Genomic DNA, 25,739 nt, shown 5'->3' on the forward strand with positions numbered 1-25,739 from the left:
ATTATAATATGGAGCAGTTAATCAGGATATTAATGTGCTGACTGGCTCAAGACCATCCAGTATAAACCAATTTCTTTTACAGCTTTGAAAAAGTTATCACTGTCTACTGGTTTTACTATGTAGCTGTTTGCGCCTAAAGAAAAGCACTTTTCAATATCCGGACCCTCATTAGATGAGGTCAACATCACCACTGGAATAGCTTTAAGATTCGGGTCAGATTTAATCTTTTCTAACACCTGTACGCCTGAAATCTTCGGCATTTTTAAATCCAACAGGATCAGTTTTGGAAATTCCTTATTACTTCTTGCCGCAAAATCCCCTTTGCAATATAGAAAGTCAAGTGCCTGAGCACCGTTGATCACGTGTTGAAGCTTATTGGTTACCCCACCTTTTTTAAGCGCACGGATGGTGAGTGCGGCATCGTCGGCACTATCTTCTACAAATAATATTTCAATGTTATGGTAGCTCATGTTTCTTAATATTAATGGTTTACGCGGAGTAAGCTAAAATAGAAGCAAGACCCTTCGTCTAATGTTGATTCGGCCCAAACTTTCCCCTGATGTCTCTGGACAATCCGGTGAACAATGGCGAGGCCGATACCGGTACCTTCAAATTCTTCCTGTGAATGTAAGCGCTGAAAAACTCCGAAAAGCTTGTCATAATATTCCATGTCAAATCCGGCACCGCCGTCTTTTACGTAATATACAATGTGTTGGTCTTCCTGGTAAGCGCCAATTTCAATCCTTGTTTTTTCTTTGTGACGGGAGTATTTAATCCCGTTGGAAATCAGGTTGATCCAGACCTGTTTGATCAATGATTTGTCTCCCTGAGCTCTTGGAAGCTCCCCTACGATAAATTCAGGGATTCTCTCATTTTCCTCGAATACGAACTCATTTTTAACCGTCCTAACCAGATCATTCATTTCGATTTCTGAAACGGTAACCTGTTTTCTTCCCAGTTTGGAGAAGGCCAGCAAGTCATCAATCAATTCGCCCATCTTTTTGGAATTGTTAATGATCGATTGCAGGATTTTTATCCCGTCAGCATCTAATAAATCTCCGTAATCCTCTACAATAATTTTGGTGTAGCCGTTGATAGCCCTGATTGGGGCACGTAAATCGTGGGACACAGAATAGGAGAAAGATTCTAATTCTTTATTAACGGACTCTAGTTGTGCGGTACGTTCAATTACCTTTTGCTCTAATTCATCATTCAGTTTACGAATGTCATCTTCTGCATTTTTAAGTTCTCTGTTTGCAATGCTTAACTCTTCTGCTCTTTTTTCTTTCTCTTCATTTTGAAAAGCAAGTTCTTTATTGGCGATGATCAGCTCTGCCGCACGGTTTTCCTTTTCTTCATTTTGAAAAGCAAGTTCCTTGTTCGCAATGATCAGTTCTGCCGCACGGTTTTCTTTCTCTTCATTTTGAAAAGCAAGCTCCTTATTGGCGATGATCAGTTCTGCAGCGCGGTTTTCTTTTTCCTCATTTTGAAAAGCAAGTTCCCTGTTGGCAATCGCTAACTCTGCTGCACGATGTTCTTTTTCTTCATTTTGAAAAGCAAGCTCTTTAATGGCAATGATCAGCTCTGCGGCAGTATTTTCTTCATTTTGAAGAACGATCTCTCCATTGGCAATAATCAATTCATCGGAATTGTTTTTTTTCATGTCCTTAGTAAAAGGGTAGTGGTTGAAAATAAAATGGGAATAAGATAAGAAGGGGAATTTTCTAAAGCTACCATAATAAAGTGGTACCTGCTTATATGCGGGGATAAATCGTACAAACAGTCGTACAAGGAATTTTGTTTATAGACCTGGAATTCTGCTATAGCTTAAAGAGAGATTGCGCTTGCAGGTTAAAGCCTTTTCTGGATGTCGGCGACTTCAATTTTCATTTGCCTGTTGGCAGGGGCAAGCGCCAGCCCCTCCTTATATTGACTCATTGCTTCCTTAAAAGCACCCAGTTGTGCCAGCACATAGCCAAATCCATGGTAACTTTCCGGATTTTTTTTGTCGAGTAACCAGGCTTGGTTTAAACGGTACATGGCCGTTTTTAGGTCTCCCTTTTGGGCGTATTCCATGCCCCACCTCGAATGAACATAAGAGGCGCGTTCTTTGGTGCCGAATTGTTGGGTAACCTCTTTAATAAACCGCTCGTCTATATCAATATACTGCTGCGATTTGACAACGCCACTATATTTAGGCAATAATCTTATGTCGGTTTTAGCATGCTCCTTCCATTGTTCATAAGGACCTATTGAAGTACAGGACAGGAAACAAATCGTGATAAACGAAATAAAGAGGGTCCTAAATATAGATGGGAATGATTTCATGGGTGGTTAAATTACTGGTGGTATTGTGATTTATGGTTTTACAACCAGTTCTTCCGCCGTCAGACAGAAATATAAATTCTGTAACTGATGTACATATAATAATTTATAGTCTAACATCGCAATTTCTCCGTCCATAGGTTGGAAATCATCACTTAACACAAACTGATGCCCGTTTTTCTTTTCCAGCACATACGTGATTTCAATACCTTCTTCATATTCAAAATCGAATTTCTCGAAACCAAATTTATTAAGCCAGTCTGCCGTTAGTTTAATAGGCTCCATTAATCCTGCCGAATCAATATCAGATCCATAAGGTATTTGTTCCGGGTGGCCGTGATCTAATGTATAATTCCCGATTCTTAATTCGCTTGATTCCATAATCCGTTCTTTGGCCGCAAAATTAAGATAATTAAACCTTAATCCATATTTTGATTTAGATGGGGGATATGACTGAAAATAAATCCCCTTGTAAGGGAAGGTTTTTACAAAAAAAAAGGAAAGAGTATCACTTCTGGTTATGACTTATAACTTAAATTAGGCTTGTGTTCTTCATAATTAATGCCATTTTTGAATACCAAACCAAATATTGTGAGCGAAGAACCTGAAATAGACCAAACCCGGAAAACCCTTATTTATACTGCGAAATCCATCGTATTAGTTTCTATGTTATTTATTTTAGGCACACTGATCGGAATGAGTGTCTTTTATTGGAAGGATAGCCCGGATTTGTTAAAGACAGCAGCTCAGTCTGCTGAGGAGACATCCACAGCTAAACCCCTGACTAAAGTAAACGCTATTCCTGCAGATGCCTGGAAATCACCGGAAGAAAGTACTATTCCTGATGATGAATATGGCCATATGATCCGCTATGGGCGGGAACTCGTAAAGAATACTGCTAAATATTTCGGACCAAATGGTTCTGTTGCCAGAATAAGCAATGGTATGAATTGTCAGAATTGTCATTTAGAAGCCGGAACGAAAACTTTTGGAAATAACTACTCAATATTTTTTGCCAGCTATCCTAAAAAGAGCGGACGCTCCGGTAAAATGGCCGAAGCTACCGAACGTATTGCAGATTGCTTTCAGCGGAGCTTAAATGGAAAAGTTCCGGACCTTAATGGAAAAGAAGTGCAGGCGATGCTGGCTTATATGAAGTGGGTAGGCTCAGAACAGGATAAAGGAAAGAAAGCATTTGGTTCAGGTACTGAAAAACTGAAATATATGGACCGTGCTGCCGATCCGCAAAAAGGATTGCTGGTGTACCAGAATAAATGTCAGTCTTGTCATGGACAGCAGGGCCAGGGTATCAAATCTGAAGATCAGCTGGCCTATGTTTATCCGCCACTATGGGGAGCGCACAGTTACAATGATGGTGCAGGCATGTACAGGCTAAATAATTTCGCAGGTTTTGTGAAAAACAATATGCCTTTTGGCGTAAGTTATCCGGATGCACAGCTGACCGACGAAGAATCCTGGGATGTAGCCGCATTTGTAAACTCCCAACCAAGGCCACATAAAGAACAAAAACAGGATTACCCGGATAGAACTAAAAAACCAATTGATGCCCCTTATGGTCCATATCTGGACGGATTTTCAGAACAACAGCATAAGTACGGCCCTTTTCAGCCAATTGTGTTAGCGCTGAAAGAACTGGAAAATGGCAGCGGGTTAAAATAAGGTGGCCTGAATCCTGACCAGGTACTCCCTTGAATTTTGTACGATGATTACGACCCTTTATCCCTTAAATATGAAAATTGTAAGACAACTATTTTGTGCGGCAATTGCCCTGATTCCTTTAAGTTCCAGCGTTTACGCCCAGGAACATCGCTTTGATCCACCATGGAACACGCCACCGGAAAGTAAAGTACAGTTTACTGTTCCCGGAATAGATAATGTTCCCGATCTTTTTGGTGATATCAATGACCCTCAATTGGTCGTGTTCTTCGCAGGAAATCAATTTATGGTGATCGATGAACTCATCGCAGCATTTAAGAAAAAACACCCTCAATACCAACGCGTATTTGCAGAAACACTTCCTCCGGGAATTTTGGCCAAACAAATTGCCGAAGGTAGTATTGTAATTGGCAACATGAGGATCACTTTGAAACCCGATGTTTATACCGCTGGAAAAAGCAGAATAGAGCAAACTCCGGAATGGTTTAGCAAAACTCAGGTCTACGCTAAAAACAGACTCGCCATTATGGTGCAAAAAGACAATCCTAAAAAAGTGAAGGGTTTAAAAGACCTTGGTCGCAAGGACCTGAGAGTAGCCATGCCTAATCCGGACTTTGAAGGGATTGGAAAAAGAATTGAAGAAGCTTATGTGAAAGCAGGAGGTGAACAATTAAAAGAGACGGTGATGAAAACCAAAGTGAAAGATAAAAGCACTTACCTGACTCAGATTCACCACAGACAATCGCCGATGCGCATTCTATATGATCAAAGTGATGCTGCTCCGGTCTGGTATACGGAAGCTTATTATCAAAAGATGTTGGGCCATCCGGTAGAAATGATTGAAGTTCCGGAAACAGAAAATATCCGCTCTCAATATCTCGCTGGTCAGCTGAAAAATGCACCACATCCGGAAGCAGCAAAAGATTTCATGGATTTTCTTGTCACCGCAGAAGCCAGTGCTATTTATAAAAAGTTTGGCTTTGATTTACCTTAATTTTTTCTGAATAAATAGTTTTACCACAAAACCTGATTAGAGATAATTCGGGTTTTGCTTTATGTTATAATTTTATAAAAATAGTTAACCTGTGGTATAATAAGTTTAATATCTTTATGATATGCGTATATTATTATGGAGTGTTTGTTTTTTGCTATCGTTTTGTTTAAATGTGGCGGCTCAACAGCCAAAAATGATTTCATTTGAATTGAATGGGAAAATTAATGTGGATACAGGTACCATCAAATTGGTTTTTAATAGTCCTTCTGATTATTATCCCGAAAAAAAAACGGAGCAAACGGCCAAAATAATCAATGGTGAGTTCTGGATTGAAGGGAAATTACCTTCCCCCGAATCCTTTTATCTTATTCTTGGAAATCAATATCGATCTGCAAGATTTGTATTGGAACCCGGTAATCAGTGGATCAATATTAACATAGATTCCAATAGGAAGATGCCTGAGCTAGATAATCAGGTCATGAAGGAGCAGGTGAACATTAATAACTTCTTCAAAGTATTCAGGCAGGAGTCTGCTTTACTTGAAGAGAAACATAATAAACTATTGGCCATTCATAAGAACGGTTTACCACCCGCGATTAAATTAGAGATGGAAAAAGATATGCGTGAGGAGTATCATAAGAGTGATCAGCTTTTATTAGCGTATGTGACAAAAAATCCCAATTCCTATATCTCATTCTGGACTTTAACACATTTGATGAGCTTTGGCTACCAGGATATTTTTGAATCCATCTACCCTAAATTTTCTGATAGCCTGAGAAATACTTACGCAGGGAAAGTTCTCGCCGAAAAAATACAATCAGCAAAAGTCTTAGGAACTGGTAAACAGTTTCCAATTATTAATGTGAAGAATAATAAAGGGGTAAATTTTACTGCTGACAATATTTCAAAAAACCAATATACTTTGATTGATTTCTGGTACAGTGGCTGTATCCCTTGTATCGAAACTTTTCCAGGCTTAATTGAGGTGCGTAAAAAATACCAGCAGAAAGGGTTTGAAATCATTGGTATTTCTGTGGATAAAGAAAAAGATAAGGCCAAATGGTTAGCGGCGATTAAGAAGTATGAAATCGCCTGGCCGCATTTCCTGGATAAAGAGGGAGTAGAGAGTGCGAAATTATCAATTTGGGCTTTCCCGCAAAACTACTTGCTAAACCAAAAAGGAGAAATTGTTGGACAGAATTTGAAGGCTGCTGAAATAGATGATTACCTGATGCATAACATGAGCAAGTAATCGTCTTTTCTTAACAGAGGACATATCGTAGCCCAAAATCTACGATTTCAACCCTTAAATGGCCGGATCTTTGCTTATTTTTGCAGGTAAAGTATAAACACGTTTTATTGGCCGATCTGGAAATTCTTAACCCGGCAATATAAAACGTTGGTACTTAATGGAAATTAGGTTCTTTACTTAAAAAAACAAAAATTATGAAAAAGGCAATCTTCGCTATCTTGATCTCTTTATCTGCTTTAACGTCTTGTAAAATGATGAATAAAGGTCAACAAAACACATCTGAAAATGCTGCTGCAGCAAAATTAAGCGGCAACTGGGAATTAAATTACATTACAGGTGTAAGAATCGCCTTCAATGGTTTATACCCGGAAACAAAACCGAGTATCAACATTAATGCAGTGGCTGATGCACTAAACGGAAATACAAGCTGTAATTCTTTTGGCGCTAAATTAAACGTAAAAGGTAGCGCATTTAAAGTTGATTTATCAGCATCTCCGATGACCATGAAACATTGCGAAGGTGAAGGTGAAATGAGATTCCTTGAAATGCTTAAAAAAGTAGATGCATACACTGTAGACGGTAACACATTAACCTTAATGATGGGTGATGTTCCTGCAATGAAGTTCACAAAAAAATAAGATTTCCTTTATTGCCATTCCGGCAATAACAGCTGATCGAAAGCTTTTTACCGCTTTAGGGTAAATTTTTTAAGCTTTTAATCGTTCAAATGAATATAAGTTCACACTTTTGTGCAACTTATATTCATTTATCATTAGCGCAATACCACAAAGATTGAAGCAAGTAGAAGAAAAACCTGAAGAGCAAAAGCTTCAAAGGGGGTTACAAAACAGACATATCCAACTCATCGCCCTTGGCGGTGCTATAGGAACCGGTTTATTTCTAGGTATCGGTTCTGCTGCGGTTTTAGCAGGTCCTTCCGTAATTTTAGGTTATGCCCTGGCAGGGATTATCGCCTTCTTTATCATGCGCCAGCTTGGCGAAATGGTAGTAGAAGAACCTGTTTCCGGAAGTTTCAGCCACTTTGCTTTTAAGTATTGGGGTTCCTTCGCAGGTTTTGCCTCCGGTTGGAATTACTGGGCATTGTACATTCTGGTGAGCATGTCTGAATTGACGGCAATCGGGATCTATGTACATTTCTGGTGGCCGGAAATCCCTTTGTGGACTTCCAGTCTTTTCTTTTTCATCGTTATTAATGCCTTAAACCTGACTTCTGTAAAAGTTTACGGAGAAGTAGAGTTTTGGTTTTCCATCATAAAAGTAGTGGCCATTATCGCCATGATCGCTTTTGGTGCCTATTTATTGGTAAGTGGCACAGGAGGGGAGCAAGCCAGTGTACAAAACTTATGGAATGATGGTGGTTTCTTTGCTAAAGGATGGTTTAGTGCAGATGGAAAAGGGGGCTTTCAAGGCTTATTTGCTGCGATTGCCTTAATCATGTTCTCTTTCGGCGGACTGGAACTCATCGGAATTACTGCTGCGGAGGCAGAAAATCCGGAGAAAACTATCCCCAAAGCAACCAATCAGGTGATCTACCGGATCTTGATTTTCTATGTAGGTGCATTGATCATTTTGTTCTCTTTGTCGCCATGGAAAAATATTACCACCGATAGTAGTCCCTTTGTGATGGTATTTCAAAGCTTAAAAGGTTTTGAAATCAATGCTTTTGGGAAAACGATATACTTTACCAGTATCATTGCCAATGTGTTGAATGTTATTGTGTTAACTGCTGCGCTTTCCGTGTATAATAGTTGTGTATACAGCAATAGCCGCATGCTTTTCGGCCTTGCCGAACAAGGAAATGCACCGAAGTTCTTATCGAAACTTAACAAAAGCCATGTGCCGATTAAAGCGATTCTGGTATCCAGTCTTTTCGCCGCAATATGTATCATCATCAATAAACTGATTCCTGAAAAAGCATTGGAAATACTGATGTCACTGGTGGTATCGTCTTTAATTATCAATTGGTTGATGATCACTATCACGCATTTGAAATTCAGAAAAGCTAAAGATGCAGAACAGGTAAAGACTAAATTTCCTTCTTTTATCTATCCCTTATCAAATTATATCTGCCTGATCTTTCTGCTGGGTATTTTAGTGATCATGTGGATCACCGGAATGAAACTCTCCGTAGAGTTGATTCCTGCATGGATCTTTCTTTTGTATATCTGCTACTTATTAGTCAATAGAAGAAAACAGAAATTAGCTAAAGGACAATAGCAGATTATTTCTGTACATTTAGGTGTCTTCCTCAATTGTCAGGGAGGATCTAACCTGCGCTGATGAAGCTTAAAAAGACGCTTATTGTAATCGGAAGTACGCTTGTGTTTTTAATACTGGCAACTTTTATTGCGTTTAAAGTCAGCCCATGGCCCTATTCGATGCTGATCAGGTACGCTTTCAATAAAGAAGGCATAAAGGTAAACGAACACCTCGAAAAGCGGGTATCTAAGGACGTTTCAGCCATAGTTGACCAGCAATATATCCCTCAGGAAAAAGCAGCTAAACTGGATGTTTATTACCCTTCATCGGTCACAGGAACGGCACAGTTGCTACCGGTAATCGTATGGATTCATGGCGGTGGATGGGTAGCAGGGAGCAAAGACCAAATGGCTAATTACTGCAAAATTCTGGCAGCTCAGGGATATACAGTTGTAGCTATCGATTATACTTTAGCTCCCGAAGGGATTTATCCATTACCTTTAAGACAAACACAAAGATCACTGCAATATCTGCTGGAGAATGCGAAACGTTTTCATATTGATACCAATCGTTTCATTCTTGCGGGTGATTCCGGTGGGGCACACATTGCCGCCCAATCGGCAAATATTATTTACAACAGTGATTATGCTACATTAACAGGGATTCAGCCGGCAATTCCTCCAGGGAAACTGTCTGGATTGATACTGTATTGTGGGCCGTATGATACTAGTTTAGTAGATCTTAGCGGAAATTTCAGTGGCTTTTTAAAAACCATATTATGGGCCTATAGTGGTAAAAAAGACCTGGATTCAGAGGTTTTTAAAACAGCTTCGGTGATCAATTATATCACCAAGGAGTACCCTCCAACCTTTGTTTCCGTTGGAAATGCAGATCCTTTAGCTCAGCAATCTCTTGCTTTGGCGAGGAAATTGACTGCCGTAGGTGTTCCGGTAGATTCTCTGTTTTTTAGCGCCACATATCAACCTCCATTGCCTCATGAGTACCAGTTTAACCTGGATACTGAGGCGGGTGAAATGGCGCTACATTCTTCTCTGGAATTTCTTAAAAAGGTTACTGAGCGCTAATATCAGCCCTTTTTCTGGTTGCACATTCTAATGTGAAACAAGCCTTTCTCTGTTAAACCCATTGGTTTTAATACTTTTGAGAACATTTACAGCTATCCTTACCTCAACCTCCATTGAAACCGAATATTAACTTCGATGCTTTTTATAAAGCGGGACCTCCAATATTAGTATTGAGGCCGGATCCGCCATATTTTACGATCATAGAGGCTAACGATGCTTATCTGAACGTAACTTCTACTACGATCAAAGATCTGGTGGGACGTCCCATCCTGACTGCATTTCCGGAAAACCCAAATGATCCTGCTGCCAGAAATACAGAGGTGTTTTACAACAGCCTGCTGACCGTTCTGGAAACCAAAGAACAACACCTGCTGAACATGCTGAAATACGACATCCCGATTCGGGGAACGGATCAGTATGAAGTGAAATATTGGATGGCTACTAATTTTCCGGTGCTCGATGATCAGGGAAATGTCGCCTATATCGTACATACTACTGTTGATGTGACCTCAACCTATGATCTGGTGCGAAAAGAAAGGATTGAAGTGGAGGTGGAAGACTGGACAAATAAACACCTCAGAGAGTTTTTTGCCCATGCACCAGTGGCCATAGGGATGCTTAAAGGCAGGGAGCTAAAGGTGGAACTGGCCAATGCAATGATGTTGGAGATATGGGGTAAAGCTCCCGAAATTATCGGTAAAAAGATGTCAGAGGTGCTGCCTAAAGCGATTAGACTGGAAGTTCTCAGTTTGATTAGTCAGACTTACTGTACCGGCCGCTCTCATTATAACGAGGATATCAAAATGTTGCTTGCGAGGGAGGGTTCCTTACAGGAAGCCTATTTTAATATGGTCTATCATCCGCTCAGAGATAGCTCCGGCTGCGTTTGTGGGGTTGTTATTATGGCTGCAGAAGTGACGGAACAAATCAAAGGCAGGGCGGAATTGTTGCAGGAACAGCAAAGAAGCAGACTCGCTATTGAAGCCGCCGACCTTGGTGTTTTCGATATGGATGTAGAAAATGGGGTGCTGAAATGCGATCTGCGTTGCAAGGAAATCTTTGGTATAAGTGAGGGCGATGTCTATGATCAGGCCAGAGAATTTATGAATGTCCTTCATGATGAAGATAGAAACAGACTCATCAAACTGATGCGGAATGCCTTTAAAAGGCCGTTGAAAAATGGAGATTATGACGTTGAATTTCGCACTGTTAGCACCATTAACCAGCAAATGCGCTGGGTGAGGGCCAAGGGTAAGTTGTTTTTCAATGAACAGGGAATGCCAGGCCGGTTTATTGGAACTGTATTGGATAATACGCGGCAAAAAAGAGAAGAACAGCTTAAAAATGATTTCATTGCCATGGTAAGTCATGAGCTAAAAACACCACTAACCTCCCTGAAAGCCTATGTTCAACTCATGAAAAGGAGGGGCAGAAATGAGGAAGATACGATGACTACTGAAACTTTAGAAAAGGCAGATACCCAGGTGAATAAAATGGTCAGTATGATCAATAGTTTTCTGAACATTTCCAGATTGGAAGCGGGAGGGATTGTGATTGAAAAATCAGTGTTTGAATTTAATACCTTAATTCTGGAGGTGATCGAAGAGGTTAAAGCCATCGTGGAACCTCATGTGATTATTTTTAACGTTGGTGAGGACTTATGGCTGACTGGCGACCGGAATAAAATTGGTCAGGTCCTGACCAATTTGCTGAGTAACGCGGCTAAATACTCCCTTCACAACAGAGATATCAGACTGGATTGTTGTAGAAAGGATGACAGAGCACAGGTTTCTGTGACGGATAGAGGGATGGGGATCAGGGAAACGGACCTTCCTTATCTGTTTGCCAGATTTCAGCGCTTTGAAAGTGCCGAGACTAAACACATCACTGGTTTTGGAATCGGATTGTATTTATGCGCCGAAATTGTGAAAAGTCATCATGGAGAAATCTGGGCAGAGAGCGAATTTGGTCGGGGAACAACCATGATTTTTGAACTGCCTGTCAGCTAAAATAGTAGCTTGTCAGAAGGTTACTATGGGCGATGGCGTTTTTTCTCTGTGATCCATAAGGACATATATTTGGTGCTGTTGGCATTGTGGTACTGTAAAATCTGGCCAAAGAAATTGCGTTGGCGATGAGTTTTCAGATTCTGGCTTAAATTTTTCAATGTTTCTTCAAAAGTAGTTAAAAAGGATGCGCTGTTGTATCTGGTATGGAGGATCCTGATGCCGTTCTGCTGCGCTTGCAGCCATTTATCTTTCATTTGATACAGGGTAACTGCTGCGGCTATGAAAAGCTCAGGATCATCAACGATTGCGCCGTTCCAGTCGAGCCCCCCGCTCATGGCCTCTGCACCAATGGTAGTCGTGACATTGGGAGTGCCGGTTAACATGGTATCAATAAATTTCCCTTTCAAACCTGCACCAAACTGGATTGGTGCAAGCAATACCCTATGCTGCGATATCGCGGCTTTAGCATCTGCCGCACGACCATGCACCAGAAACCTTTCCTTTTCATTGTGGAGTTGCATCACCTTCTGGTTGCTGTATGCCCCATAAATATGAAGCTGTACCCCCGGTAGTTTTTTTCGGAGTACCGGCCATATTTTGGTTTTTAAAGTTTGCAGGGTATGCCAGTTGGGTTCATGCAGGTAGTTTCCAATAAACATAAAACCGGCTCGTTCTTCATAAGATTTCCAGTTTTGAAGGTCTGTTTCTTCCAGGTTTTCTTCTAAAAAAGGCAGATAGTAGATTAAAGAAGGGTCCAAATGAAAAGTTTCTGTTAATATTTTCATTTCCACCTCAGAAATGATCAACGATAGGTCGCATCGAAGGATGGCCGCGATTTCTCTTTTTGCCATATCCGTAAACAAATCACTGGTTTGAAAAGCTTGTCCCGTTTTAACGGCCATTTGTCGCGCATGACGCAAACAATGCAGGTCTTCCGTATCCAGAATTCTTAGCGCATCCGGACATTCCTGTTGCACGCGCCAACCGTACTGCTCTTCCATCACAAACCTGTCGAAAAGAACCATATCCGGAGCGATCTCCTGTAGGAAAATATTGAATCCATCGTCATTTAACTCGATTTCCCGCTCTGTTACGCCCTTTTGTCGTAGATCAAAGCTGTATTCGGTTTTAGAAGCCGCACAAGCGAATATCACCTGATCACCTTCAGCAATAAAGAAATCAATCAGTTGAAGCATTCTTGTACCTGCTGCGGAAGAGCAGGGCTCCGGCCATACTAAACCTATGATCAATATTTTCTTTTCAGTCATTTCTTTAAAATTGTCGCAAAATAGATGTTTTTAATGCAAAGCCTATGATTATTCCTAATTTTGAGGCGGAGAATTTTATTTATACCCTCATGCTTGGATTAAAACTATTAACAGACCCCCGTTGGGCGAATATTGCAGAATCAAATTTAGAAGAGATATTAACGGATCATGCCTGGTGCGAACAAAAAGCCGCAACAAATGCAATTACCCTGATCACAAATAATTCTGAGCATATGGATTTAGTGGAAGAACTAACTGCCATTGCGATTGAGGAAATGCAACATTTTCAAATGGTGATTGAGATCATCAATAAACGCGGATATACACTTGGTAGGGAGCGTAAGGATGATTATGTAGGTAGATTAGTGAAGTTTAGCCGTAGAGATGGAAGTAGAAATAATGCCTTTATCGACCGTCTTTTATTTGCTGCAATGATTGAAGCAAGGAGTTGTGAGCGTTTCCGCGTATTGTCGCAAAACATCAAAGATCCGGAACTGGCGAAGTTTTACCACGAACTCATGGTATCGGAAGCGGGTCATTATACCACCTTTTTGAACTTTGCGCGTAAATACACGATTGATGTAGATGTAGATGCACGCTGGAAAGAATGGTTGGATTTTGAAGGTGAACTGATCCAGAGTTACGGCAATAAGGAAGCCATACACGGCTAATTTTTGCGCATATTATTCCCATTATTTAGGTTTATAGATAAAGAGACCATAGAAATGATTTGATGCATTAACTTGTCGACATTTCAGGTATCCGGGGCTTTTGTAGCTTGTAACCCCCGGATACCTGAACATGCCTTGTCCATATAGCTGAAACGATAAAATTTAAAAAAAAACACGGATCTAAGCTCCAGACGTATGGTTTAAAACACTAATAGGGATTTGAAGTTGGATTGTTAAACAGAATGTTTCCTCTTATTTCTCCAGTTGGGAAAGCAGAGCTATGGATATTTAAATACCATTTAGCTGCTAATAACTGGCCAACTTCAATATCTGTCAGCATACGTGTTGAACCACTTAAACTACCAGTGTAATTCGTTGTAAATCCAACAATCGGAATGACTACAGGTGAGCTGATTGTGGCACTTCCATTGTCCGCACCATGAAAATGCATATCTGTAGTAGTTGATTGAACGTTGCCCAGTGTCCAGTTAATTTGATAAGTAATTACCCTTGTTTCAGGGTCATAGGAAAGCGTTGCTGTTCCGCTTCCATTTGTTGTGACAGCCGGGACTTCAGTTGCCCCATTCAGAACAACATTAGCCGTTCTAACTGGATTTTGAACAACTGGTTTGCTTTTGTATTTTTTGCAGGAAACTAAAAACAATAAACCGATAAAAAACATCAGTAATAATTGTTGACATGCCGTTTGGCTAAAATGAAACTTTTTCATAATGATAGATGTTTATAATTATTGACACTAATGAATCCCAACCTACCTATTCTTTCACGCTGAGTGTATCAATTTAAAATTCAATCCAATAATTAGATTACCCAATTAAAAATCGGTTACATTTTTTTTTGATGTTTTAGTTTTTAGAGTTTGAATATGAATACTACACCATTATTTCATTCCCGGCAGCCGCTTTCAGAGGTAGAGCTGATCAGTCTTATAATTAGCGGACAAAAGAGGCTTTTCAAATTTATTATGGGAGCTTTCCATCTGCGTCTTTATAAAATTGGGATGTCTATTCTTCATGATGACATAGACGTGGAGGATACCTTACAGAACACTTACATTAAAGCTTATGAACACCTGAATAGGTTTAAACAAAAATGTTCATTGGCCACCTGGATTTCAAGAATCATGATCAATGAATGTTTATTGCAAAAAAAAAGAAATCAACTTCTAAAAGCAAAAACCAAGGAAAGCAGTTTATTTAAAACCATTAAACTGCAAAGTCCCGAAGAAATATTAATTAATAAGGAGCTACATATCCACCTTGAAAATGCCATGAAAAAGCTGCCGGAGCGATATCGCCAGGTATTTGTATCACGTGAGGTGGAAAATTTATCTGTAAAGGAAACCAGTAAAGCCCTGAATATTAAAGAGCCAAATGTGAAAATAGCCCTCTATCGCGCTAAAACAATGCTCCGTAAAGATTTAACCATCAAGTTTTATCTGTAACAGTATTGAAATGATTAGCAGTTAAGACCCTGAGCAACCTGGTTAAAGGCTGCTCAGGGTTCCCGGGGAAATATTAAATGGACAACAAGAATCCAATCGTGAAATTCGAATCCCAGTCGAACACAAAAGTATCGCAATTGGTGGCATCTTTGATCGCCTGATAGATATTTACCCCACTTCTGATTTTGATTTTATCGGTTTTATATTTTGTCGGATCTTTTAATACCGTATATCTTTCCTGCCCTTTACGCCCTTGATTGGCCAGTTCGAAAGGTACTCCGCCAATGATAAAGCATACTTTCCGTCGGGTATCAGGTATTTTTGTCGCCGCATTTTTCACTTTTTTATACACTGCCGGATCCTGCATGTCCTTCTCGTAATATTTTGAACCTGGTGCTTCTTCAAATTTAACGGATTTGTCGATCCAGCAGATTTTGGTGTTTCCGGAGCCAATATCAACCACAAATGAGCTGTCGGCATAAGCATCTGGTAATGCACATTTCAATGCTAATTTTCCTTCTTCTTCTGGTGTCACCAGATTCACGATATAGCCCATCTTCTTCAATTCAGAAGAGATCAAAGCAGTTTTAGGTGCTTTTTGTGCGCCTGAACTGATCACAAAGTGAATATTTTTAGATTTAACCCCCTTATCAAGCATGCCGCCTATATAATCTTTTAAGCCCATTCTGATGTCTGTGGTGCTGGCCATCCCTTCATAAACGAAGGATTTGCCAAAGTCTTTAGAAACGATTTCCCATCGTTTTTCTTTGTCCATATTAACAATGAAAGCGTTGAATCCTGAGGCACCAACTTCTACAACACCTCTATATTCACCATTGACTGGTTTTTCTGGCATAAAGCTGAAATCACGATGATCCTCCGCGCTGTGCCCACTGGCTCCGGTATTGCCTTTACCCTCGTTAGTTTGGCTGCTAACGGAAGTCAGGTTGACGGCTTCCGCATCAAGCCTGCCGCTTTTGTAACTCCAGTAAACGATTCCAAAGATAAAAACAGCAATTATTATTGCTTTTATCGGCCATGATATTTTGGCCCGGCTAGACTTTTTTTCCATATTGTTTTATAGTGGTGGTTTTTTGTCGGTTTGTTTAATGTCCCGGATTTAAAAGGAGGTGATTAAGCTACTTCAGGAATCTGATAACGAATATAAGATATCAATTTATTTCTTCGTGCTTCTGTCGGTTATTTAATTAAATGATTATGTTAAAGGCTTGAACTAAACATTGTTGCTATATTGAAAGAGAATCTCTGGCTAGATTAGGATGGGGAAAGCAAGAGGAGGTTTTTAAGAGAAAATCCACGATTAAACCATAAATGATTAAAATGAAGCAGAGATGATGATGACGAATTTTAAGATGGACCGTCAAACCTATAAAGACCTGAATATATTTTCGGATGCGCGAGGAGCTGAGGCGATCTTTAGCCTGTTTAAATCCACGAGAACAGTAGGAGGGAAAGAGAAAATCCAGGATATGATGGAACAACCATCTTCCGATATTCGTTTACTGAATGGCCGTAAATCTGCCATCAAATACTTTCATGACCATCAGCTGCATTTACAGATTAAAAGTGAACAGCTAGACCTGATCAGCTATTACCTGAAATTCAATAAAGTGCTTTCCAGAAATAATATGCTGGACTCTCTGGTGGATTTCATCAGTAAGAAAACGTCCAACGACTATTATATTGTGACTAAAGGATTGGAATTCCTGATTAGTCTTTTAAAATATCTTTCCCGTTTTATAGCAGAACAGGACTCTGCTAAGGTTCCCGAATATCTGAAAAATAAGCTGGAAGAAGTGGAAAGAATCCTGAATCTGGACAGCCTGAAAACCGCCAGAGGTTTTCAGGAGAAAAAAATGAAATTTTATCAGGTGAGTAAGCTGGACCACTGTTTTCGTGGAAAGGACAAAGAAGAATTGCTTAGCCTGGTCTCCCTGGTTTATGAGTTTGATGCCTTCGAAACTATTGCCGCGCTGGTCGGAAAAAGGGAGTTTTGCTTTCCGGAATATTCGGAAAACGAAGATATGGAAGTGGAATTGCTGGGTTTTGCCCATCCTTTTATTGATCATCCGGTTAAAAATGACATCTTTTTGAACCAACAGGAAAATATGGTTTTGTTGACAGGGTCAAATATGGCGGGTAAATCCTCCCTGTTAAAATCACTTGGGCTGGCGGTTTATTTATCCCATTTGGGGTTTCCTGTTCCGGCAACCGCCATGAAAACCAGTATTTTTAATGGGCTGTTAACCACAATTAATTTGCCTGATCAAATTGAGGAAGGCCTTAGTCATTATTATGCTGAAGTTAAACGGGTAAAGGCAGCGGCAAGCTCGCTCCTGGAAAACGACCGCATGTTCATCATTTTTGATGAACTTTTTAGAGGAACGAATGTAAAAGACGCCTACGATGCTTCATTACTCATCGTTTCTGAACTCGCAGCCATTCGTAATTCTGCATTTTTCATTTCTACACACCTTGTCGAACTTGCCAGCCCTTTGAAGCAATTGGGCCATATCTCTTTCAGGTATCTGGATACTTTCTTTGAAGGGGAAAAGCCGGTATTTACCTACCGGCTGAAAGAAGGTGTCTCTGAGGAACGTTTGGGGATGTACTTCATTCATAAAGAAGGAATTGTAGACATCATCCGCGCCGTTCCCCGTCAAAAGGTTAGTAGTTCAGTTTAAAGCCTAAAGTATACCAGGAACCGGGCATTGGAATGGCCTCCGCCTCGATAAATTGGGTGTTAAATATATTGGCAGCATCTGCGTAAATACTATAATGAGCTTGTTTAAAGGCTAGTTTTGCGTCTATTACCGTGTAATCTTTGTAAGTTATGCGGTCCTGATAACGGGCAGCAAGGGTTAAATCCATGACCTTACAGAACGTGGTATTTAAGGTTCCGCTCAATTGATTTTTCAGACTTCTCAAGGCATATCTGGAATAGTTCACATTGGGAATGGTAGTTTTAATCTCCGGATCCAGATAAGTATAGGAAGCTCCCAGTCTGAAAGCATTGATGATACCAGTGGCCGAAGGATTTGCCCAGCGATAATCTCCGCTTAAAGTCAGCCCGTTTGTGCTCACCCGACTGTAATTTTGTGGCTGATAGGGATCTTCTATATTCGCTTTTACCCAATCAATAAACTCGTCGATTCTTCGCGTAAAATAGCTCGCATTTCCAGAGAAATGAGCGTTGTTGAATTTGATTCCGGCCTCCGCGTATTTAGATCTTTCCGGACGCAACTGGTCGTTGCCGATATTGGCTTTTCCGGTATAATAAAGATCTGTATAGGTAGGCATGCGCTGTCCGGTCCCTAAATTCCCGTATAATCTCCAGTTGCCGTAAATGTCGTAACCAATGTCCAGACCTGGAAAGGCCTGCCATCCATAATCCGTATTGTAATTGGTATAAGCACCGACATTAACGGATAATTTTTTCAAAGGTTCAAATTTATACTCTCCAAAAATGCCGGTATTGCTGCGGTATCTTTTCCCAAGGCTGGTGCTTTTGATGTTTTCCGTTCTGGCTTCCAGTCCGAACCCAAATGTTCCTATGGAGGTTTGAATGGTGTTGTTTACCTCTGCGTCCAAAACATTTGTGGCGTGGTGGTTATGGGAAAGTTCTGGTATTTGTTTGTTGTAAATGTAATCATCCACATTGTTGCGGTAATTGACCCTTCGTACCATCGTCCAGTTTTCGGTGATTTTTTTGGTATAAGCAATGGAAGCCAGTGTTGTTTTTACCGTTTCTTCGGCTTCTTTATCACCAGGCGCTGCATAAAACCCATTTGCACCGAATTTATTGTAGATATAGCCGGCCATGATGTCCAGCTGACCTGACTTTCCAATGTTAATCTTTCCCTGATAATACAGTTTTTGGTTGTTGAATGCGGTATTGTAACGGTACCCATTGCCGGTTTCCTGTCCGATGGAAAGTAAATGACTCGATGCTTTTAAATCGAGTGTACCGCTGGCATATTGGCCAGAATTCAGGTAAATACCGCCATCACCTACTTGCTGTTTGAAACTGCTTCCGGCAAATACATTGGCCGAAATGCCGGTTTTTTGCACTTTTCGGGTCACAATATTGATCGCTCCGGTAAGGGCATTGATGCCATAAACTCTGGATGCAGATCCGCGCAGGACTTCAATATGGTCAATATCATCCATGGAGATGGGTAAATTCATCATATTGTGACCGGTTTGGGGATCAGAAACTTTAACTCCGTTCAGGAGCACCAGTGTTTCATCAAAAGTGCCACCGTCTATACTGATGTCGGCCTGACTACCACCAGGACCACGCTGACGAACATCAACGCCAGATACGTAACTGAGCAGTTCAGAAATTGATCTTGCCGGTAAGCTTTTGATCTTTTCCCTGTCAATAATCCAGATGTTTCTATTTTGTTTCGAAAATGGAAGTTGAATGCGGTTTTCCTGCACCATAACTTCATTCAATTTTCTTGTGGTATCAGCCTGTGATTTGGAGGGATTGGTAGTTTGCGCATTTATAGTCAGGCTACAAGCCATTAAACCCATAAAATAAGCGGAATTTTTAAAAAGCATTATTGTTTATTTTGAAGGCCAAAGATATGTTGTTTTCCTACTTTGGACCACTATAAAATTTCTACTGTATCTTGATTTATTTTCTTTTAATGGGGCTATTTTGTTTTATAATGCCGTTATTTACAGGTAATACCGCATTACCCCATTTTTATTATCTATGCTCAGATCGCTTCTCATTCTGCTCTGCCTGTTGTTTAGTTTTTCTTCCGGTGCCCAAAAAGTGTTTATATCAGGTTTTGTAAAAGAAGAAGGTAGTAAAAGGCCTGTTTCCGGCGCGCTTCTGCATTTTCAAGCGATTGAAAAGGAGGAGCTAACTGATAAAAACGGGTATTTTAAGGTCGCCTTAGACAAAGGATCGTATCAGGTATTAATCAGTTATCCCGGGTATCATAAACTTGGTGTTACCATTACGCTTCAGCAAGATCAGCAACATACTTTTTATTTAACACCAGATGCAGCGCAACTCAAGGAGGTTTCCATTAGTGGAAATAAAGCCTCCGTGTTACAAAGTAACCTGAATAATTTCTCTTTGTTGAAGCAGGCAGATTTGGAAAAAGCACCGGGTTTTCTGGGGGTACATGACGTGATTAAAACCATTCAGACCCTGCCAGGTACAGGGAATGGTGGCGAAGGAAATGCCGGCTTGTTTATTCGTGGTGGTGGATCCGGACAAAATCTGGTGCTATTTAATCACGCTGTGATCTATAATCCATCGCATTTATTAGGCTTTTTCTCAGTGTTCAACAGCGATGCGGTAGGAGAAGTAAAGTTTTATAAATCCGGTATTCCTGCCGAATATGGCGGGCGCTTATCATCAGTAGTAGATATACAGAGTGACCAGCAGATTGCAGATTCATTACTTATAGATGGTGAATTGAGTGTGTTGGCAGCAAAAATAAACCTCAAAATTCCGATTACCAGTAAGTGGTCTGTGGCCACTACGATGCGAAAAACCTTTATGAACTATTCCGCATGGCCGATTGTCAACAAGTTTACCGTGGATGAGGATTCCGGAAATAAGCTCAATTATGATTTCTACGACCTGAATTTTTCTACCGCCCTGGCCTTAACTGAAAAAGACAAGTTGTTTGCTGCGTTTTATGTGGGTGGAGATGATTTTGGCCTTGATATCATCAGATTTGATATCTCTAACGGTATGAAATGGCAAAATAGTGCTGCTTCTTTGAAATGGAACAGGATGATTTCTAATAAATTGAATCTGGAGACGGTGGCGGGTTATAGTGGTTACCGTTTTAATTTTGGAATGCAGCAGGAGGGCCTGGAGGTCGGCGTTCATTCGGCTATCACCGACTTTAATTATAGCTCCACTTTAAAAGCATATTTTGGAGCCCATCAACTGAAGGCTGGATTAAGCAGGGTTCAGCATAAGTTTGTACCCAATACACCTTTCTCTAAAAACCAGTACACGGATTTTGATTATGGAAAACCAAATACCTATATGGCTGATGAAATGGCGGCTTTTCTAAGTGATGATTTTAAGTTTTCTGATCGTTTGAGCGTGTATGCGGGCTTAAGAATGACCTGGTATCGCCACAAAGGTCCTTATAGTGCTACTGGTCCTAATGGTGCCCTAACCGATTATGCTAAAGGGAAAACAGTAAGCGAGATGTTTTTTATGGAGCCGGGGCTAACGGTTAAGTATCATTTGAATAGAAGTACAGCCTTGAAATTTGCGTATTCCAGGAATGTACAAACGATACACCTGATCCCAATTTCGGCTTCTAACTTCCCCAGCGACTTTTGGATTCCTTCTATTTCGGAAATTCCACCGGAAAAAGGAAATCAATATAGCTTAGGGATTTTTAAGGAATGGGCCGACGCAGGTTATGAGGGGTATGTGGATGTTTACCTCAGGGACATGAAAAATATAGTGGAGTTTTCCGGCGGATTGATGAATTTATCGAATAGCGTGAAGATTGAAGACCATGTTTCTCTTGGCAAAGGGAGTAGCTATGGTTCGGAATTTCATTTTAAGAAGACGAAAGGGAAGTTTACCGGACACATTAGTTATACGATATCTAAATCCGACCGGACTTTTGAGGAGCTGAATGAAGGTTATACCTTTCCTTTTAAATACGACAGGACACATGACCTGACCGCAGTTGCCAATTATAAGTTGCAAGTAAACTGGTCTTTGTCTGCCTTGTTTACGCTGGCAACAGGTAATGCCTATACGAAACCTATCAGCCGGTATTTAATTGCGGGCAATGTGATCAATGAATATGGGGCATACAATGGGGCCCGGATGCCTACTTATCACCGCATGGATTTATCAGCTACGCATAAATTCCCGGTTAAAGGGAAATACCAAAGCTTCCTGTCTTTCTCTATCTATAACGTGTACAACCGTAGTAACCCGATATTCAATTATTATATCGCCAGAGGTAGTTTAAATACGGGTAAAGTCTCCGTACAGGAGAAGTCTATCGCTTTGCTGCCGATACTGCCTTCTATTAATTATAAAATAGTTTTCAAATGATAAGTTTCCGAAATACACTGTTATTTATAGGGCTGATGTCCTTGATTTATGCTTGTAAAAAGGAAGGAAATCCCGGGCTTTACAAACCGCGTTTTGTGGTAGAAGGCTGGATTGAACAGGATGATTTTCCTTATGTAATTGTGACGCATAACCTTCCTTTTTTTACGGCAGTAGATTCTGCGCAACTGGCAGAAGTCATTATTCGTTACGCGAAAGTTACCGTGAGCGACGGTACGGAAACGGAAGTACTGACCGCAACAACAGATAAACGCTATTTTCCTTATTTCGTTTACCGTGGAACGAGTTTAAAAGGTAAGGTTGGGGGTAAATACAGTCTGAAAGTAGAATATGCGGGAAATACGCTGACTTCAGAAACGGAAATCCCCAATCCGGTAAATTTAGATAGCATCTGGTTTACCGAAAAACAAGTAAACAATAGACAATTGAATGTGCAGATTGTGGATGCCGCAAATGAAAAGAATTATTATCGGCTTTACACTAAATTGGAAAAGGAAGTCATTTTTACCCCGACGTTATTGGCCAATCAGGATGACTTGTTCTTTAATGGGAAAAAGCTTGTCATGCAGGTGAACAGGGGTATGGCCAATAATCTGACCACTAAACATGATCCTTATTTTAATATTGGTGATACGGTATTGGTGAAATTGTCGGCAATTCCTGCCAGTGGTTATGCGTTTTGGAACAGTTTACAAGATGAAATTTTGAATGGCTCTAATCCTTTGATCAGTAGTTCGAAAGCATTGAAAACGAATATTAAAGGGCCGGGAGTAGGGGTGTGGTGCGGCTATTCTTCAAAGATTTATCGCGTAATCGCGAAGTGAAACCTGAAAAAACAATAAGGCCGGTTCTCCATAGAAAACCGGCCTTATTGTGGTTGGTATGACCTTAAAGATCATGGTATTTATTCGTTCTAGAATTTGTTGGTAAAGATTTCAAATTCGTCAACGAACCTGGTAAATCCGCTGCCAAAGAATGTTTTTAAGGTCATTTTTGACTCGTCATTAAATACCAGGCGTGGTTCTAATTCAAAGTAAGCGTAGGTTGTTGGCTCATATCTGTTCGATATAGGATTGTAGTTCCAATCAGTCCTGGTACTTTCAATTCTCACAAATTCATTCTTTGCGAAAACTTCATTTTTATCTTTATACACCGCGAATAAAGAAGTGTTTTTATTCAATGTCGCGATTTCTTTAGTTCTGCGATCTTTTTGAGAAAGCCCCTTATTGGCTTCATATTCATCCTGAATCGCTTTGATATTTGCCTGGCCAGTAATTTTAATGTTCATCACTTCAAAAGTCATGTTGGCAGATTTAACGATCTCATCTATTTGCTCTAAATCTTCTAAAGCTGGATACTTTTCATTAAGATTTACGTTAGTAGTTGCGCTAAATATTGGGCTTTTATCTTTAGTTAAGGCTACACTAGTTGCCAATATTTTTGAATCATTATTTGCAAGTACTACCAGCTGGAAGGTGCCAAGGTTTAGTTTGACATCTACTTTTGTTGGTGTAGCATCTGTTTTGTATTCATATACACCGGTTAGCTTCAATTCTTCTTTTTCGCCAACAGTTAAGGTGATATTTGTAGCCGCAGGCAATTCATACTCCTCTTCATCAACAGTAAGTTTTGCTTTAGAGGCCGTATAGCTTACTGTTAATAGTGCATCATTGGTTTTGCTTGCTACAGTACTAGGGTAATGTACTTCAAATTTGCTGGTAGAGGCAGTTTTATCCCAATTCTCGTTTTTACTATTCCAGTTATAAATTCCGTAGAAATTACTTAGATCTGTTGTGTTTTTAACATCGTTAGTGGTAACGGCAGAAAAGATTCCTGCTACTTGTTTACTTTTAGCCGATCTGGCGATAGATTCTAATTCACGACCTACAATGGTATTGGATAAGGCTTCAAGGTCTAAATCACCCAGACGCTCAATTAAAGAGATAAATTTCTCTTCCGGTAAAGTATTGATTTTTTTAATAAAATCAAGCCCGTTTTGCTCTAATGCTTGTTTGTTTTGTTCAGTGGTCAATTTTGAATAACCCAATTCAATTGGAGGAAGGGTAGGAGGAATTGGTTCTTCTGTAAAGCTTTTTTTCTTACAGGATAAAAGTGCCCCAAATAATAAGGCGGCAAATAAGATGTTTTTCTTCATTTCAAGTGTTAATTTAAATTAAACGAAGATAAAATTATATTTCTTTCTTTTTACACAAACTGCGTATAAACGTAATTTACAACCTTTGATATTAGGTTTTTTGCGTTTATTTACGTTTAGAGGGCGTTTTTTGTTGGTATTCCGGCATTAATTTAGGTGCTTGTTCAGGGGGGGGGGGGTTCTAACCAATTTTCTTTAGAACTGGCATACTTATTTTGTTTTAATTATGTTTGCTGAATAATTCAACAAGAACCGCTTCGCGGAAAGTTTACAGAAAAAAAGTATAAAGAGAATAAATATGATTATTGCACCTAAAATTCGTGGGTTTATCTGCCTGACTGCTCATCCTGATGGTTGCGCACAAAACGTGTTAAACCAGATCAATTACGTGAAATCTAAAGGCCCTATTGACGGACCTAAAAAAGTCCTGGTAATTGGCGCATCAACCGGTTTTGGTTTATCGTCAAGAATTACTAGTGCTTTTGGATCTAATGCATCTACTATAGGTGTATATTTCGAGAAACCACCAGCACCAGGTAAAACTGCTTCTGCGGGTTGGTACAATACTGCTGCATTTGAAACACAGGCTCATGAGGCTGGTTTATATGCTAAAAGTATCAATGGTGATGCATTCTCAAATGAGATCAAAGAAAAAACTTTGGAACTGATCAAAGCTGACCTTGGACAAATTGACCTGGTTATTTACAGTTTAGCTTCTCCAAAAAGAGTTCATCCGGTAACTGGTGTAGTACACAGTTCTGTGTTGAAGCCAATCGGTGAAGTATATACCAACAAAACAGTAGATTTTCACACTGGTATAGTTTCTGATATCTCTATTCAGCCAGCTGCTGGTGATGATATTGAAAATACGATTGCCGTGATGGGTGGTGAAGACTGGGCAATGTGGATCGATGAATTGAAAGCAGCTAACTTACTTGCACCTGGTGCAACTACAGTTGCTTATTCTTATATCGGCCCTTCATTAACAGAAGCAGTTTACCGTAAAGGTACAATCGGTCGCGCTAAAGACCATTTAGAGGCTACAGCGTTCGAAATTGCTGATAAACTAAAAGACATCAACGGAAAAGCTTATGTTTCGGTAAACAAAGCCTTAGTAACTCAGGCGAGCTCTGCAATTCCGGTTATTCCATTGTACATCTCTTTATTGTACAAAATTATGAAAGCCGAAGGTATTCATGAAGGATGTATCGAGCAGATTCAACGTTTATTCAAAGATCGTTTGTATACAGGTGCTGAAGTATTAACTGATGATAAAGGACGAATCCGTGTTGACGATTTAGAGATGCGTGATGACGTTCAGGCACAAATTGCTGCATTGTGGACAGAAGCAACAACTGAATCTCTTCCTGAAATCGGCGATTTAGCTGGTTACAAAAAGGATTTCTTAAACCTGTTTGGTTTTGACGTAGCGGGTGTTGATTACGAAGCTGACGTGAATGAAATGGTAGAAATTTCAGGATTGGTGTAAACCATTCTTAGCTTATAAAAAGAA

22 protein-coding genes are annotated in these 25,739 nt (G+C 40.1%); 13 read left to right on the plus strand and 9 right to left on the minus strand.

What is annotated here, in order from left to right; translation table 11 throughout:
• Positions 1-29 precede the first annotated feature (29 nt).
• The 4 genes from OQX61_RS12610 to OQX61_RS12625 all read right to left on the minus strand — a co-directional run bounded on the left by OQX61_RS12610 (position 30) and on the right by OQX61_RS12625 (position 2,706).
• Entirely contained in the window at positions 30-470 is a 441-nt protein-coding gene (locus tag OQX61_RS12610; protein ID WP_265842064.1) for a response regulator, read from the minus strand.
• Positions 471-481: 11 nt separating this feature from the next.
• The gene (locus tag OQX61_RS12615) at positions 482-1,663 is read right to left on the minus strand and encodes an ATP-binding protein (protein WP_265842065.1); all 1,182 of its coding nucleotides are present in this window, start codon (positions 1,661-1,663) and stop codon (positions 482-484) included.
• 188 nt (positions 1,664-1,851) lie between these two features.
• Complete coding sequence (locus OQX61_RS12620; RefSeq protein WP_265842066.1) at positions 1,852-2,202, minus strand: tetratricopeptide repeat protein; 351 nt, start codon at positions 2,200-2,202, stop codon at positions 1,852-1,854.
• A 156-nt stretch (positions 2,203-2,358) separates the two neighbouring features.
• Positions 2,359-2,706 carry a hypothetical protein gene (locus OQX61_RS12625; RefSeq protein WP_265842067.1) on the minus strand — a complete coding sequence of 116 codons (348 nt, stop codon included), beginning with the start codon at positions 2,704-2,706 and terminating at the stop codon, positions 2,359-2,361.
• Positions 2,707-2,916: 210 nt separating this feature from the next.
• On the opposite strand from OQX61_RS12625, the gene OQX61_RS12630 reads away from it, so the two are divergent.
• The 7 genes from OQX61_RS12630 to OQX61_RS12660 all read left to right on the plus strand — a co-directional run bounded on the left by OQX61_RS12630 (position 2,917) and on the right by OQX61_RS12660 (position 11,562).
• The gene (locus OQX61_RS12630; RefSeq protein ID WP_265842068.1) at positions 2,917-4,005 is read left to right on the plus strand and encodes a c-type cytochrome; all 1,089 of its coding nucleotides are present in this window, start codon (positions 2,917-2,919) and stop codon (positions 4,003-4,005) included.
• 70 nt (positions 4,006-4,075) lie between these two features.
• The gene (locus tag OQX61_RS12635; RefSeq protein WP_265842069.1) at positions 4,076-4,996 is read left to right on the plus strand and encodes a substrate-binding domain-containing protein; all 921 of its coding nucleotides are present in this window, start codon (positions 4,076-4,078) and stop codon (positions 4,994-4,996) included.
• Positions 4,997-5,189: 193 nt separating this feature from the next.
• Positions 5,190-6,248 carry a TlpA disulfide reductase family protein gene (locus OQX61_RS12640; RefSeq protein ID WP_265842070.1) on the plus strand — a complete coding sequence of 353 codons (1,059 nt, stop codon included), beginning with the start codon at positions 5,190-5,192 and terminating at the stop codon, positions 6,246-6,248.
• A 194-nt stretch (positions 6,249-6,442) separates the two neighbouring features.
• Complete coding sequence (locus OQX61_RS12645) at positions 6,443-6,886, plus strand: META domain-containing protein (protein WP_265842071.1); 444 nt, start codon at positions 6,443-6,445, stop codon at positions 6,884-6,886.
• Between the two features lie 154 nt (positions 6,887-7,040).
• The gene (locus tag OQX61_RS12650; RefSeq protein WP_265842072.1) at positions 7,041-8,486 is read left to right on the plus strand and encodes an amino acid permease; all 1,446 of its coding nucleotides are present in this window, start codon (positions 7,041-7,043) and stop codon (positions 8,484-8,486) included.
• 62 nt (positions 8,487-8,548) lie between these two features.
• Positions 8,549-9,553 carry an alpha/beta hydrolase gene (locus OQX61_RS12655; RefSeq protein WP_265842073.1) on the plus strand — a complete coding sequence of 335 codons (1,005 nt, stop codon included), beginning with the start codon at positions 8,549-8,551 and terminating at the stop codon, positions 9,551-9,553.
• 113 nt (positions 9,554-9,666) lie between these two features.
• On the plus strand, positions 9,667-11,562 hold the full coding sequence (locus tag OQX61_RS12660) for an ATP-binding protein (protein ID WP_265842074.1): 1,896 nt from the start codon (positions 9,667-9,669) through the stop codon (positions 11,560-11,562).
• Between the two features lie 23 nt (positions 11,563-11,585).
• Here OQX61_RS12660 and OQX61_RS12665 read toward each other — a convergent pair whose 3' ends face one another.
• On the minus strand, positions 11,586-12,830 hold the full coding sequence (locus OQX61_RS12665; RefSeq protein ID WP_265842075.1) for a glycosyltransferase family 4 protein: 1,245 nt from the start codon (positions 12,828-12,830) through the stop codon (positions 11,586-11,588).
• A gap of 89 nt (positions 12,831-12,919) precedes the next feature.
• On the opposite strand from OQX61_RS12665, the gene OQX61_RS12670 reads away from it, so the two are divergent.
• Positions 12,920-13,501, plus strand: coding sequence for a tRNA-(ms[2]io[6]A)-hydroxylase (locus OQX61_RS12670; RefSeq protein ID WP_265842158.1), 582 nt, complete (start codon positions 12,920-12,922; stop codon positions 13,499-13,501).
• Positions 13,502-13,709: 208 nt separating this feature from the next.
• Here OQX61_RS12670 and OQX61_RS12675 read toward each other — a convergent pair whose 3' ends face one another.
• On the minus strand, positions 13,710-14,231 hold the full coding sequence (locus tag OQX61_RS12675; RefSeq protein ID WP_265842076.1) for a CHRD domain-containing protein: 522 nt from the start codon (positions 14,229-14,231) through the stop codon (positions 13,710-13,712).
• A 156-nt stretch (positions 14,232-14,387) separates the two neighbouring features.
• Here OQX61_RS12675 and OQX61_RS12680 point away from each other — a divergent pair, with 156 nt between their 5' ends.
• Positions 14,388-14,966, plus strand: a complete 579-nt coding sequence (locus OQX61_RS12680; protein WP_265842077.1) for a sigma-70 family RNA polymerase sigma factor — start codon at positions 14,388-14,390, stop codon at positions 14,964-14,966.
• Positions 14,967-15,039: 73 nt separating this feature from the next.
• Here the strand turns inward: OQX61_RS12680 and OQX61_RS12685 are convergent, their stop codons facing one another.
• Positions 15,040-16,038 carry a hypothetical protein gene (locus OQX61_RS12685; RefSeq protein WP_265842078.1) on the minus strand — a complete coding sequence of 333 codons (999 nt, stop codon included), beginning with the start codon at positions 16,036-16,038 and terminating at the stop codon, positions 15,040-15,042.
• Between the two features lie 280 nt (positions 16,039-16,318).
• Here OQX61_RS12685 and OQX61_RS12690 point away from each other — a divergent pair, with 280 nt between their 5' ends.
• A complete protein-coding gene (locus tag OQX61_RS12690; protein WP_265842079.1) occupies positions 16,319-17,671 on the plus strand; it encodes a hypothetical protein in 1,353 nt (450 codons plus the stop codon).
• Here the strand turns inward: OQX61_RS12690 and OQX61_RS12695 are convergent.
• Positions 17,655-19,553, minus strand: coding sequence for a TonB-dependent receptor (locus OQX61_RS12695; RefSeq protein WP_265842080.1), 1,899 nt, complete (start codon positions 19,551-19,553; stop codon positions 17,655-17,657). The genes OQX61_RS12690 and OQX61_RS12695 overlap by 17 nt on opposite strands.
• Positions 19,554-19,710: 157 nt before the next feature.
• Between OQX61_RS12695 and OQX61_RS12700 the strand changes: the two genes are divergently transcribed.
• Both OQX61_RS12700 and OQX61_RS12705 read left to right on the plus strand, forming a co-directional pair.
• The gene (locus OQX61_RS12700) at positions 19,711-22,053 is read left to right on the plus strand and encodes a TonB-dependent receptor (RefSeq protein WP_265842081.1); all 2,343 of its coding nucleotides are present in this window, start codon (positions 19,711-19,713) and stop codon (positions 22,051-22,053) included.
• A complete protein-coding gene (locus OQX61_RS12705) occupies positions 22,050-22,895 on the plus strand; it encodes a DUF4249 domain-containing protein (RefSeq protein WP_265842082.1) in 846 nt (281 codons plus the stop codon). The genes OQX61_RS12700 and OQX61_RS12705 overlap by 4 nt, the downstream gene beginning before the upstream one ends.
• An 89-nt stretch (positions 22,896-22,984) precedes the next feature.
• Here OQX61_RS12705 and OQX61_RS12710 read toward each other — a convergent pair whose 3' ends face one another.
• Entirely contained in the window at positions 22,985-24,226 is a 1,242-nt protein-coding gene (locus OQX61_RS12710) for a hypothetical protein (RefSeq protein WP_265842083.1), read from the minus strand.
• Between the two features lie 298 nt (positions 24,227-24,524).
• Here OQX61_RS12710 and fabV point away from each other — a divergent pair, with 298 nt between their 5' ends.
• A complete protein-coding gene (gene fabV, locus OQX61_RS12715) occupies positions 24,525-25,715 on the plus strand; it encodes an enoyl-ACP reductase FabV (RefSeq protein ID WP_265842084.1) in 1,191 nt (396 codons plus the stop codon).
• Positions 25,716-25,739: the final 24 nt, after the last annotated feature.

Origin of the sequence: Pedobacter sp. PLR, assembly GCF_026239675.1 — a bacterium.
In the GTDB taxonomy this organism is placed as follows: Bacteria; Bacteroidota; Bacteroidia; order Sphingobacteriales; family Sphingobacteriaceae; genus Pedobacter.

Coding starts and splice junctions, on each gene's coding strand:
- OQX61_RS12610 (WP_265842064.1), bottom strand. CDS start 470: ATGAGCTACCATAACATTGAAATATTATTTGTAGAAGATAGTGCCGAC.
- OQX61_RS12615 (WP_265842065.1), bottom strand. CDS start 1,663: ATGAAAAAAAACAATTCCGATGAATTGATTATTGCCAATGGAGAGATC.
- OQX61_RS12625 (WP_265842067.1), bottom strand. CDS start 2,706: ATGGAATCAAGCGAATTAAGAATCGGGAATTATACATTAGATCACGGC.
- OQX61_RS12635 (WP_265842069.1), top strand. CDS start 4,076: ATGAAAATTGTAAGACAACTATTTTGTGCGGCAATTGCCCTGATTCCT.
- OQX61_RS12640 (WP_265842070.1), top strand. CDS start 5,190: ATGATTTCATTTGAATTGAATGGGAAAATTAATGTGGATACAGGTACC.
- OQX61_RS12645 (WP_265842071.1), top strand. CDS start 6,443: ATGAAAAAGGCAATCTTCGCTATCTTGATCTCTTTATCTGCTTTAACG.
- OQX61_RS12655 (WP_265842073.1), top strand. CDS start 8,549: ATGAAGCTTAAAAAGACGCTTATTGTAATCGGAAGTACGCTTGTGTTT.
- OQX61_RS12665 (WP_265842075.1), bottom strand. CDS start 12,830: ATGACTGAAAAGAAAATATTGATCATAGGTTTAGTATGGCCGGAGCCC.
- OQX61_RS12670 (WP_265842158.1), top strand. CDS start 12,920: ATGCTTGGATTAAAACTATTAACAGACCCCCGTTGGGCGAATATTGCA.
- OQX61_RS12675 (WP_265842076.1), bottom strand. CDS start 14,231: ATGAAAAAGTTTCATTTTAGCCAAACGGCATGTCAACAATTATTACTG.
- OQX61_RS12680 (WP_265842077.1), top strand. CDS start 14,388: ATGAATACTACACCATTATTTCATTCCCGGCAGCCGCTTTCAGAGGTA.
- OQX61_RS12685 (WP_265842078.1), bottom strand. CDS start 16,038: ATGGAAAAAAAGTCTAGCCGGGCCAAAATATCATGGCCGATAAAAGCA.
- OQX61_RS12690 (WP_265842079.1), top strand. CDS start 16,319: ATGATGATGACGAATTTTAAGATGGACCGTCAAACCTATAAAGACCTG.
- OQX61_RS12695 (WP_265842080.1), bottom strand. CDS start 19,553: ATGCTTTTTAAAAATTCCGCTTATTTTATGGGTTTAATGGCTTGTAGC.
- OQX61_RS12700 (WP_265842081.1), top strand. CDS start 19,711: ATGCTCAGATCGCTTCTCATTCTGCTCTGCCTGTTGTTTAGTTTTTCT.
- OQX61_RS12705 (WP_265842082.1), top strand. CDS start 22,050: ATGATAAGTTTCCGAAATACACTGTTATTTATAGGGCTGATGTCCTTG.
- OQX61_RS12710 (WP_265842083.1), bottom strand. CDS start 24,226: ATGAAGAAAAACATCTTATTTGCCGCCTTATTATTTGGGGCACTTTTA.
- fabV (WP_265842084.1), top strand. CDS start 24,525: ATGATTATTGCACCTAAAATTCGTGGGTTTATCTGCCTGACTGCTCAT.